1 protein-coding gene is annotated in these 14,238 nt (G+C 43.6%); it reads left to right on the top strand.

Going from position 1 to position 14,238, the window contains the following annotated elements; translation table 11 throughout:
* The first annotated feature begins 10 nt into the window (after positions 1-10).
* Positions 11-14,221 (top strand): T9SS type B sorting domain-containing protein, encoded by a 14,211-nt coding sequence (locus tag ABTP35_RS06690; RefSeq protein WP_293298080.1) that lies wholly within the window; start codon positions 11-13, stop codon positions 14,219-14,221.
* The last annotated feature ends 17 nt before the right edge of the window (positions 14,222-14,238 follow it).

Below are 14,238 nucleotides of genomic sequence, written 5' to 3'. Positions count from 1 at the left end.
CACCACACTTATGAAAGTATCACTACTCAGGTGGGGCATAACTACTTGTTTACTCTTGTTTGCATACGCGGGATTTTCACAAGTAAAAAACGATTTCGATGTTCGTTACGCAAACGAAATTAGGGGAGACCTTACGTTTATTGCCAATAATATAGTAAACCGGGACTCCAGAAATAGAGATCCGGAAGACCCATACAATAGCACTGGTTCAAGATCCAGTTACAACGATGACCTCAACATGCAATATATTGATGTTGATGGCGACCCTAGTACCTTTAGCTCAAGTAGTGCAACTTTGGCAGTACCAGATTCGGATTGTTCAAGAATTAGATATGCGGGACTATATTGGTCTGCCGTTTATAGAGATAACAACCGCCAGACGGATTTTGACGAAATCAAGTTTAGGGTGCCAGGTGCCGGCTACGTAGATCTAACTGCCGATGAAATTCTTTTTGATGGTAATGGAGATTCCGATTTCGGCAGCTACGCTCCATATGCCTGCTATAAAGATGTAACATCCATATTAACGGGCTTGACCAATCCAGATGGAGAATATACCGTGGCCAATGTACGGGCCAGTTCGGGAGATAACGTTACTGGAGGCGTTTCCGGAGGTTGGTCTTTAGTGATCGTTTATGAAAACCCGACCTATCCAGGAAAATACATCACTACTTTTGACGGATATGCCGGTATTAAATCCGGAGAAACAGTAGATATTCCCTTTAGCGGATTTACCACTTTGCCAGCACCTTTCCCGGTAAACGCAAAACTTGGTGTAGCCGCCTTGGAAGGAGATAACCGTATTACCGGGGATCGACTGTCCATTAGAGCAGATAGCAATGGGTCTTTCACCACATTGTCCAACACGGCAAATCCATCCAATAACTTTTTTAATAGTAATATTACCAACGAAGGGGTAATTCAAACCAATCGTAACCCCAATAGTATCAACACCTTGGGTTGGGACGTAGATCTGTTCACCATACCAAACCCGAGCCGGTCCGTAATACCCAACGGAGAAACAGGGGCAACATTAAGAGCTTCGTCTTCACAGGATAAATACGATATTTTCTTCACCTCCTTGGATGTGGAGATCATTGAACCATCTATCAACTTGGCCAAAACCGTCGAGGATATAGGTGGTAACGATATTACTGGACAAGGTGTGCACCTAGGTCAATATCTGGATTATGTGCTTACTTTCCAAAACGTAGGAAACGACGATGCCACAAATTATACCATAAGGGACGTTCTTCCCATAAATGTGACCTTGGACGAATCCAGTATAACCATGCCCTCTGGGGTAACCTATACCTTCGATCCTGCAACCAGAACCATAGTTTTTACCATTCCCGATGATATTGTTGAGGAAGGAGATCCACCAGCAGTTATCCGTATGCGGGTACAAGTGGCCGAAAACTGTTTCGACTTTATCGATGCCTGTACCGATATCATTCAAAATTTGGCATATTCCACTTATCAGGGTGTTTTGAACTCAAACCAAATTACCGATGACCCCAGTGTTTACGATTTTGATGGTTGTGGATTTGGTTCTCCTGGTGCCACAAACTTCTTGTTGGACGACCTTAGCGCCTGTAACTTTAGTAGGACCGTACAACTCTGTGGGGACGATGTTTTGTTGAACGCGGGAGATAACTTTGACAACTACATTTGGTACCGCGACGAAAACGGTAACAATCAAATTGATATAGGAATCGATACGGTTATTACCGATGCCGATTCAGATACGGATCCCAGCACCATGTTGGTTACCGAAGTGGGCACTTATATTGTGGACAAGCAAGTGGCCGACCCATGTAAAGACTTTCAAGAAATAATTACCGTAGAGTTGTTTGGTTCGGTTCAATCCAACCCAATTACAGCCTTGATCAACGACCCATCGAACAGCATAGATGGTGATATTGAAATATGCCCGAACGACGGTAGTGAACTGCCCGAAATTTTCTTGTGCGGACTTAACGATACAGAACTTCTACAGATCAACATTCCCGATGCTACACGAATCGATTGGGAACAACTGGACGAATCTAGCTGTGGAGACCCCGTAGATGGTTGTGCTAACACAAATACCGGTTGTACGTGGAATGTGGTTCATACCGGAAACGATTTCTTGGCTTCGGACACTGGCCAATATAGATTGGTTATCTATTATGAGGATGGATGCTTCAGTAGATTCTATTTCAATATTTACAAGAATCCCTTGGATCCGAGATACACCAGCAGCGATATTATATGTGATACCGATGGAAACATCACCGTTACCAATGTCCCTTTGACTTATGAGTTCCAATTGGTGAACCAGACCACAGGAACGATTATAGCTCCTTACCAATCCAGCCCTAGCTTTGATATTGACACCAACGGTGCCTACATGGTGGAAATAAGACAACAAGGAGTAACCGATGGTTGTATTTTTGTGTTGGACAATATTGGTATTCTGGATAGGGATTTCCAGGTAGATGTTGTTCCCCAAGACACCGATTGTAACGGGTTGGGAGAAATTGCCATCTCCGTTCTCAATGTTGAGGCGCAATATTACTACGAAATTTCAAGTGGAGGCACCGTGGTGGATACCCACGGACCAACCAACGATAACAATTACACTTTTGAAAATCTGAACGATGGTGTTTACGACGTCACCGTAACCACAGATGATGGTTGCGACTATACCGAACAAGTTACCATTAACGATTTGACAGACCTAGAACTTACCGCGCGAATTTCACAACACATAACCTGTCGAGAAGGTAATATTCTAATGGAGTCATCAGGAGGAAAGACTCCACATACATATGCCATATGGTCCTATATTGATGAAGGGGGCAATACAATTATTTCCTATCCCTCAGTAAACGACATTCCGGCCTCTGCATATCAAACCAGTCAAATATTTGACATTTATGACCCGGGTCAATACACATTTGTTGTTGTGGATAGAAATAACTGTCACGATATTTCAAACCCTGTAACAATTGAATTTAGACCATCTGCAGATTTTGATCCAACCACGGTTACCGACGTACTTTGTTATGGAGATGCATCTGGTACAATTACTTTTAATCTCTTAAGCAGCAATGGCTACCAACTTACATATTATCTATTCGATGCCACTGGTTTTGATGAGAACAATTACGATTTGAACAATGCAATAGCCACAAATACCTCTGGTAATTTTCCGGGATTGAACAGTGGCGATTACGTTATTGTAATAAATCAAAGAAAAGGAAGTGCTTCTTGTGATTACTTCGAATATCAAAGTATTTCAGGACCTACTCTTGCTCTTGATGCAGATATTCAAATCTCACAAAATTATACTTGTACACAACTAGGAGAAATAAGAATGTTCAATGTTCAAGGTGGCTCTGCCCCTTACGAATACAGCATAGACGGGGTTAATTTTAGTCCCGATTCCGGCACCTTGTTAGAAGAAACATTTTCCAACCTCACGGATGGAACATATACTATAACTGTAAGAGATGCCAACCTTTGTACCTTTGCGGATTCTGTTACCATAGATCCTTTAGATCCTCCAACCGATATTGGTTTTACGGCAACCGATCCCCTTTGTCCGACTTTTGTTTCGGACGTAACCCTATCCGTTACAGGTGGAACGCCTAATTTGATCTATGAAATTATTTCCCCTGCCGTTAGTGCAGTAAACAACGGAAACAATGCAACCTTTGCAGGTCTGTCTCCAGGAACCTATATGTTCCGGGTAACCGATAACGATGGTTGTTTCTATGATGAAAGTTTTACCATTGACCCTGTAACCGAAATCGCAGTAACAGGTCAATTGCTGAACAACATTACCTGTTTTGGTGATTCAGATGGAGAAATAAGGTACAATGTATCCGACTTCAATACCGATTATGATTATTCCGTAACTGGTCCTGCAACATTTTCGGGAACCGCCGAAACCAATGGAACAATCACTCTTTCTGGATTGGCCGAAGGAACCTATACCATTACCGTTACCGATAACTTTACCAACTGTACGGACACCGCAAGTGTTACCGTTGTAGCTCCGCCTGCAGCACTCAACGCTTCAGTTACTGTGGCACAACCCACTTGTGTAGCCAATGGTTCGGTAGATATTGTTGCGGCTGATGGATGGGGAAGTTATACTTACGAAATTACTGCTGGCCCAGCAGGATACGTACTGCCAGCAGCACAAGCTAACGGCCTGTTCACCGGTTTAAATATTGGTGGTACCTATACCTACACCGTTACCGACGCCAATGCTTGTGTGTTTACGGACACTTTTACAATTAATGAAGCCATCGCTCCCGTTCTGGATATTGTTCCGAACGATATTTGTTATGATGATGCCTCGGGATTGACTTTAACGGCCAATGTTACATCTGGAGGAGATGGAAATTATGAATACAGCCTAAATGGAGGTCCGTTTGTGGCCATAAATATATTCACAGGCCTCGGCCCGGGAACCTACACCATTGATGTTAGGGACGGTAATGATTGTACCGATTCGGCATCCATCACCATTGATCCAGAACTTAGTGTAACGGCATCAGCGCCCAACATAACAGCCTGTGGAACAGATACGGATGTGACCGTAACAGCGGCCGGAGGAGATGGAAATTACGTATATGCCATTGTAAATAATGGGGCTACACCAACCGCTGGGGATTTCGCAGCTGCAAACCCCATTACTATTTCTGGGGCAGGAGATTACGATGTGTACGTAAGAGATAACAATGGTGCCGCAGGATATTGCGAGGCCGTTTACGATATTACCATTCTTCAAGACGATCCATTGGCCTTAACCATTGCCAATACGGACATTCTTTGTAGTGGTGAAGCTCAAGCCCAAATTACCATAACTGCGACAGGTGGTGAAGCACCTTATACCTACAGCATTGATAATGGGGCCACCTATCAAACTTCCAATATTTTTGTAAATCAAGCAGCGGGTAGCTATAATATCAGGGTTCGCGACGCCAACAATTGCGAAGTGAACCAAATTTACTCCATTACTGAACCTTTGACCCTTTCGGCTTCTGCCGCGGTAACTGCCTTGGCAGAATGTTTCCCTGGAATGGGTGCTGAGGTGCGTATCACCAATGCCATTGGAGGTACAGCTCCTTACGAATACAGTTTTGATGGCGGTTCCAACTACGGGGCAAGTTCCATTGGATATCTATTGCCGGGGACACACACCCTTTACATTAGGGATGCCAACCTGTGTACCTACCCAATGTCCGTAACCATTGATCCAGAACCAACACCCCCAACCGCAACCGCAACTGTTGATTACGAGTGTGATGGTGAAGGAACCATTACGGTAACACCAAGCAGCACCGAATTTGACTATACTTACGAAATTAATGGTACGCCTAACACACCGGATACCAATAATGTATTTCCAAACGTACCCGTGGGCAACCATACCATTACGGTAAATTACACCAGCAACTTAACCCCTTCTCCAAGCATACTCCTTTCCGAAAACTTTGGGATTGGACCAAATACCAGTATTCCCGAGGTTGATCCAGCCTATTGTTACGAACCACAAAGTGGTGCAGCAAACTCTTGTGGATGGGCCATTGACACACATATACAGGATGGGGAATATTCTGTAACCCAAAACATTGTCAATCCTTACCTAACATGGTTAAGTCCAAATGACCATTCGGGTTTACCAAATGGTAGATTTTTGGCCATGAATGTTGGCGGGGCAGTAGGTCCCAATGGGATCATTTATGCCAAAAGAGATATAGAAGTTGTTCCAAATAGGGACATTACAATTTCATTATGGGCTTTTAATCTTTTAAGAAATGGTCAAGGTGGTGCAGATCCAGATATAGATATCCAGCTAGTTGATGGTAGCGGAACCGTAATTGCTAGTACAACTACTGGAAATGTACCAAAAAACAATGGAGTAAACGACTGGCAGAATTATTCCGTAACCCTAAATCCTGGTGCCAACACCAACTTGGATATTGTTATTAGAACAAATTCTGCGGTAACGGGTGGAAACGACATCGCAATCGATGATATTGAAGCGCATCAAACGCCCGAGGTTTGTACCGATTCCTTAACCTTGAATGTAACAGTTGAAGATGGCCGTGCCTTTGATGGTGCCATTACTTCCTTTTCCAATATTTCCTGTAATGGTGCTGCGGACGGAACTATCGTTTTTGAAGCTGAAAACTTTGATCCAGCAATCGGATTTACGTATCAAGTGGATGGCGGTGCTGTATCGGCCGCCCAATTTGCCAGTCCTATAACTGTTTCCGGACTCGCAGCAGGCGCACATACCATCAACATAGTTGATCTACGGGACCCTGCCTGTTCAGTGGTGTTGAACCAAACCTTGACACAGCCCGATATTCTGGATGTAACCGCAACAATAACCAATGTGCTGACCTGTACCAACGGAGGTGCAACCATCACGGCCACGGCCACCGATGGAACACCTGCTTATCAATACCAGCTAGAAGATGATCTGGGAGGTATAATCACAACTTTCCAAACTTCCAATGTGTTTACCGGACTTGCCGCAGGGGATTATGTGATCCGTGCAAGGGATATTAATTTATGTGAGGACACGACCAATATAACAATTGATCCTCCGGCAACCATCGCTTTTAATCTAACACCTACACTTTGTTATAGTGGAAATAATGATGGAAGTATTCAAGTAGATGTTACCGACGGAAACGGTACCTATCAATTTAGTTTGAATGGCGGTGCATGGATGACGCCCACACCGACCAACGGTACAACATACCTTTTTGAAAACTTAACGGCAGGAACCTATACCATAGACGTACGAGATGCATTCGGATGTACAGCCACGGATACTGCAACCATTAATCCAGCATTGACCGCTTCAGCTTCGTTGAACAGTGATTTGACCTGTTTGGTCGATGCCAGCATAACCATTAATGCAACTGGTGGTTCCGGTAGCTATTCCTACGAATGGTCCAACGATGGAGGAACCAATTATTTTGCAACCGGGTTCACTGGAAACGTATTCACTACAAATACCGATGGAACCTATCAGTTCCGTGTTACCGATACGGCTACTTGTACCACAGTAACAAATAGTGTTATAGTAACTCCGGCAACCCAACCTGTAATCAGCAATGTTATCCCAACAGATATCTTATGTTTTGGTGATAGTACCGGGTCTCTGAACGTTGTAATAGATACCTCGGTTGGCGTTCCGCCATACACCATTAATGTAGTAGAAACAAGTGGGCCTACCAACTATGGAACTCAGACCACAGGTTTGCCAGCAGGGTCTTATGAAGTAACCATAACCGATGATAAAGGTTGTGTTTCCGATCCGTTCCCTGTGGTTATTTCTGAACCAACTCCTATTTTGCCAAATGTAACGCACACCAATCTTACATGTGTTGCATCGACCACCGAATTGGGAACCATAACCGTTGATGCTTCAGGAGGAACACCAGATTATATCTATCAGGTATACAACACTGATTTCAGTGTAAACCTTACCTACGATACTTCTTTAGGAACCAATGATCATACCTTTACCGGTCTTGATTTTGGAGATTACACCGTACAAATTACTGATGCCAATGGATGTCAAAACATATCAACGGTTACCATTACAACGGGTCCGGATATATTGATAACCACGGCAGGGGCTTCGGGCTGTACGCCTGGTAGCGGTGAAATGACTGTTGAGGCTCAAGCTTCCAATGGAACTTTGGGTGTAGGAACATTCTATTTTGCCATCTATCCTGCTCCGGCTTTCAATGCGGCCGATCCTGCATGGTTCCCGGAAGATCCGCTACCAGCACCGGACAACACCCACTTGTTCACAGGTCTTACCCCCGGTGTAACTTATACTTTTATTGTTTTTGATACGGATACCAATTGTGAATATATTCAGGAAGCAACCGTTCCTGTGGCTACCAACTCTACTTTGGTATCAACTATAGATGCTTCAACCGATATAACTTGTACAGGAGCTGCCGATGGCACAGTAGATTTTACTATATCCGGTTATGGTGGAAATAATGTGAATTACGAGATTTTCTACACCAATACCCATACTACCACAGGTATATCGGATACAATATCGGGTGCAATCGGAGGCCCAGAAAGCGATACAGCAACAGGTTTGAGCCCCGGAGAATACTACATTCTTTTCGAAGAGGCCGATGGACCTAACGCTGGTTGTGTAATTGCTTCTGATGAATTCCTTATTGAACAAGCGCCTACTTTGCTAGATGTTACAGCTAGTTCACCAACTAACGACAACTGTAATCCAAATGCAGGTGTTATCACCGCATCGGCCCAATTTGGTCTTGCTCCTTACGAGTATCTGTATTTATTGGATACCGACCCCGCTCCTACAGCTGCTACCGCTGGATGGACAAGCAGTAACACGGCCAATGTAGAAGCTGGTGATTATATTGTGTATGTAAAAGATGCGAACGATTGTATACAAAGTGATCCCGTTACCGTTCTACTCGATCCAAGCCCGGATATTTCTCTGGCCATAATAGATGAATGCGTGGACGAAGGACTATTCCAGGTTATGGTTACGTTGGACAACCCAGCTGTGGCCATGGCACCGTTCCAAATTAGTATTAATGGTGGCGCATTCCAAAACTTTACATTCAATGGAAGCAATCAATATTTAATATCCAACCTATCTTCAAGTACAGGTCAATCAATAACTGTTCGAGACCTGAACGGATGTACCGAAACAGAAACTTTTGATATTCATCCACCTTTGGAGTTTACGGTTACACAAACGGTAGCATTGGATTGTGAAATTGGTGCTGCCGGTAATGCCGAACTATTGATCGATGTAATCTCGGGATCTGGAAACTATGAGTATATGATCGATGGACCGGGCACAAATGATGTAGCAAGAGGTGTTCTTACATTGGATGCTTTCAATCAATTTACTTGGACAGGCGCAGCAGTTGCCGGTAGTTATGATGTGATTGTGTACGACATGGGTACAGCACCACCGAACTGTCCTAAAACCATAACCATAGAAGTTCCAGATGCACCTATTCCAGATTTTACAGAAACCCATGTAGATGTAACCTGTTTTGGTGGAAACGATGGTAGCATTACCCTAACAGCGGTCGATAATGGCATTCTGCCCCTGACCTATACTTTATCGCCAATGCCAGTGGGTGCAGTATTGAACGGAAACACCTTTGAAAACCTACCGGCTGGAACATACGATGTACGAGCAATTGGTGCAAATAACTGTCCCTTTGATATTACAGGGATCGTTATTTCCCAGCCAGATGCCATAACCAATGTAAACGCATCAGTAGTTGAATTCGGTTGTAGTGTTGGCAACAACATGAACAACGCGACCATCACGGTTGATACAGCCTCTATAACCGGAGGTAGTGGAAACTATGTTATCTATGAATTTATCAACGATGCGGGAGCTGTAGTGGTTCAATCCGGAAACAATCCTGTATACACCGAAACCGATATCAACGGTGGCAACTACACCATCAATGTTTATGATAGTAATGGTTGTATTGGCACAACCACAGCTAGCATTGCACCGTTTGATAGCTTGGACAACGCGACTATTACGGTTGATGCAGTTGCTACTTGTGCCACTGGCGAGGATATTACCATTACCGCAGTAGGATCCATTACAGATTCCAATACGCATCCGGCCAATTACGAATTTAGGGAATTGCCTTCTGGTATATTCCAGCCTACCGGAGTCTTTGCAGGATTGAGTGTTGGAACACACAATTTTGAAGTTAGAAACACAGTAACAGGATGTGTTAGAACTGTTTCACACGAAGTGGCCGATCCAGAAGTTTTAGATTTGAATGTGGTAAGCACCACAGATATTACTTGCTTTGGAGACACTAATGGCGAAGTTGTACTGAACCTTGTTGACGCTTCCAGCACAACCTATGCAAGTGCTACGAGCTATACCTTATATTACGATATAAACAATACACCTACAGACCTTCTTGATGATGACATAACCACAGGTTCGGATGCTGATGGAAGTTTTACCATCACAGGACTCGCTGCCGGAACATATTATATCGAAGTAACGGATACCAATCCTCCGGGAGCTGCATGTCTGTACAGCGAATCCTTCACTATTGCAGGTCCAGCTGCTGCCATTACAGGAAATACTGTAGTAACCGATATTACCTGTTTGGGCAACGATGGTGCCATCCAGATTACCAACGTTGCCGGTGGATGGGGTGGATATTCCTACTATGTAGGAACTTCTTCGCCAACAGTGCTCGGTGACTATGTGGCCAGTCCAAACTTTACCGGACTCGTTGCTGGAACTTATGAAGCTTGGGTAATCGATTCTAGTGGTTGTGAAGAATTGGTGGATACCGTAACCTTAACCGATCCTAATCCGATAACTGCCACATTGCAAATCAATGTGGAAAACTGTACCGATCTGCAAGGTGAAATCCAAGTGGTGGGAACAGCAGGTGGACAAGGAAGCAACTATACCTATCAATTGATTAAAGATGGAACAAATGTTGGTTCTCCACAAACAAATACCATATTCTCAGGTCTTGGAGCTGGTTCCTATGAAGTGTTGATCGCCGATCAGTGGTCCTGTACCACAACTGTTGGACCAGTAGTTCTTACAGATGCCATGACAGCCAATACAACTGTGGTTAAACCTATAGATTGTGATATTAGCGATCCAGGCGGACAAATTACTGTTAATGTTTCCGGTGGATCTACAAATTTAGAATTCGAAGTAGAATTCCCGGATGGTTCAACGCCACTTCCAACAAACACTACAGGAGTATTTACAGGTTTAACCATGCCCGGTGTGTATACTTTTACGGTAACAGATAATGATACTGCCACACCATGTACTTATGTAGTTACCCAAGAATTGGATGATAAAGTTGATCCGATCATCGATAATGTTATCATACAAGATGTGAGCTGTAATGGAGGTTCCGACGGAAGTTTGACCGTTGTACTCGATCCTGCTACCATAGTTGATCCTGTATACACCTACGAACTTTATGAAATGTCGGATTTGGTGAATCCATACCGATTTGCTCAATCGAGTCCTGTTTTTGATAATCTGCCCGCAGGTAATTACCAAGCTAGGGTAATCTCTTCAAGAGCATGTGAAGACTCTTTTGATGTAACCGTGGGCGAACCGTCTGCATTAACAGCATTCGCCTCTGCGACAGATTTTGCTTGTAGCCCAAGTAATAGTGTAAACGAAGCCACTATAACTATTTCGGCCCTTGGAGGAACAGCACCCTATACCTATAGTTTTGAAGGAAACAGCTTCACTTCCGATGCTACTTTCAATGTTGTGGACAATACGACCGTACAAACCATCAACTATATTGTTAGGGATGCCAATGGATGTGAATATCCGGATAGTATAACTGTTCAACCTCTGAACACATTTACCCTAAACTTAAATCAAGATATTGCCATTTCTTGTGTTGATCCAGAAACTGTGACCTTAACAGTTACTGAATTCATCGGTGGCGACACCTATACTTTTGAATTGTTGCCTGTAGGAAATCCTTATGGAGCAATCACAACCTCAACAGGAACAACAGCAACATTTGAGTTAACAGAACCTGGAAGCTATACATTCAGGGCTACCAACGACACCACAGGTTGTTTTGTGGAGACTACACACAACATAGCTCCATACGATACCATTGACGTTGTGGCCACGGCAACATCGCCTGCTATGTGTTTTGGTGATGCAGGAACTCTGGAAATTGATGTAACTGGTTACACTGGCACTTACAATTATGAAGTATTCAATGCCAATGGTACAACAACTGGTATATCGGGAAGTGGTAATACAACCACTAATCCAATGTCCATAACCGATCCATTGTTGGTAGGTGGAAACTACTTTGTGCGTGTAACCGAAACCGGGTATCCGGAATGTATTGAAGATTCCAATACCATTACCATAATATCGCCAAGTTCAGCATTGGATTATACACCACAAGAAGTGGCCAATGTAACCTGTACCAATGATCAAGGAGAAATATTGATAGCTCCTACAGGAGGTTATGCACCTTATAACATTGTATTGACCAACACTACTACAACACAGGTATATACCATAAACAATGTTGCAAGCCATGTGTTTACAGGTTTATCGGCAGGAAATTATACGGTAAGTGTTACGGACAATGGTGGATGTGTTGAAGATAGAACGATCACCCTAACGGAACCCATTCCGATTACTGCGGATATTGATGCTGCCCCAATAGATCTTTTGTGCTATGGCGACAATAGTGCTGCGGTTTGGGCAGACAATGTTCTAGGTGGTGAAGGTATCTACCAATACCAATTAAATATTTATGATGCTACCGGAACAACCATCGAGTTCACCACTGGCGTACAAAGCAGTAATACATTCACAGGATTGGGTGCTGGAATATATAGCATAACCGTATCCGATGGCTGGAGCTGTGGTGTGGAAACCCCTCAAGTGACCATTACCGAACCAATAGAGGTTATGGCATCTTTGATCCAATTAAGTGGAATGACCTGTACCAACGATGCACAGATCCTATTGAGTGCGGCCGGTGGAACAGCCCCTTATTTCTATAGTACGGATGGCATAAGTTTTACGGCCATGAGCGGTGGAAACACCCATACGTTCGATGTAGCACCTGGAGTATACCAATACTATGTTCGAGATGCCAACGGTTGTGATGCTATGATATCCAACCAAGTAACCGTAGATGCTGTTCCGGACCTAATGCTCGAAATAGACGATTCTGCAGCCATCATCAATTGTATGGGTGAAGCTTCTGCGACCATTATTGCAAGCGCAACCGGTGGTTTGGGCAATTATAGCTACGAATTGTTCAGTGATGCAGCTTTGACCCATCTAGTAAATGGGCCACAAACCAGTGGAACCTTTAACGGACTAATGGCAGGAGATTATTATGTAAGAGTAACCAGCGTAGACTGTGTTGAGGTTTCACCTGTAATCACCATTGTTGATCCAGATCCTTTGGTTGTCGATAGGGAAGAATTTACCAATATCACTTGTTCTGGTATGGAGGACGGAACCATTACTGTTGAAGTTTCCGGAGGAACCGGTGAGATACTTTACGCCATTTCACCAAATCTAGATCAGTTCGATACCGAAAACACCTTTACAGATTTGGCACCAGGTATTTACGATGTAATTGCCCAGGATGTAAACGGATGCTTTATCACCTTCCAATTTGAACTTACGCAACCAGAACCGGTAGTTGCCGAGGCCATCAACATTATGGACGAGGTATGTTTTGAAAGCGGCGATGGATCCTTTGAAGTTCAAATCTCTGGAGGCACTGCTCCTTACCAAACCAGTTTAAACTCAACAGCAGATGAAAATTTTGTACAGGACCAGTTCTTGTTCCAAAATCTGACCGCTGGAACCCATGTAGTTTTTGTAAGGGATGCACAAGGTTGTGAAACCAATGTAATCGTTGAAATTGATCCTGGCGTAAATTTAGCGGCAACCGTTACACCAATGTACGAGTGTAGTGATATTGTTCCGGATAACTATTTGAACATTGCTTTTGAGGACGAATCCATTACCAACGACTTAATGTTCGCTTTGGATTCCACCGATCCGGCAGATATGCAATTAACGGCCGACTTTACCAATATGGCACCCGGCGATCATTACCTGACCGTAGCCCACGCCAATGGTTGTATGACGACTTATGACTTCACTATCGAAGCATTTGAACCATTGACATTAACCTTGGAGAATAACAACATCAACCAGATAACAGCAATAGCTGATGGTGGTGTGGAAGACTATACGTTCTATTTCAACGATATTGATAATGGAACCGAAAACACATTCTACATCAACAGAACGGATACCTACACTGTAACCGTTGTTGATCAAAATGGATGTGAGGCCACTGCGGAGATCTTTATGGAATTCATAGATGTTGAATTTCCGAACTTTTTCACCCCAGATGGCGACGGTCTCAACGATATATGGCTACCTGACAACATTGAAGGGTTCCCGGACGTACTAATTATAATTTATGATCGTTATGGTAGAGTAGTGGAAGAGATGACCCGAAACGTACAGGGATGGGATGGCAATTACGATGGAAAACCATTGCCTACCGGAGATTACTGGTACGTTGTTAAACTGGAAGGTCCATTGGACGACCGCGAGTTTGTAGGCCATTTTACACTATATCGACAATAACACTTAACCTGCTAACC

Source organism: Flagellimonas alginilytica (assembly GCF_042134605.1).
GTDB classification, from domain to species: domain Bacteria; phylum Bacteroidota; class Bacteroidia; order Flavobacteriales; family Flavobacteriaceae; genus Flagellimonas; species Flagellimonas alginolytica.
This window is presented reverse-complemented; position numbering and strand designations above follow the sequence as displayed.

What these genes read in the sequence shown, in the direction of transcription:
- ABTP35_RS06690 (WP_293298080.1), top strand. Translation starts at nt 11, where the DNA reads ATGAAAGTATCACTACTCAGGTGGGGCATAACTACTTGTTTACTCTTG.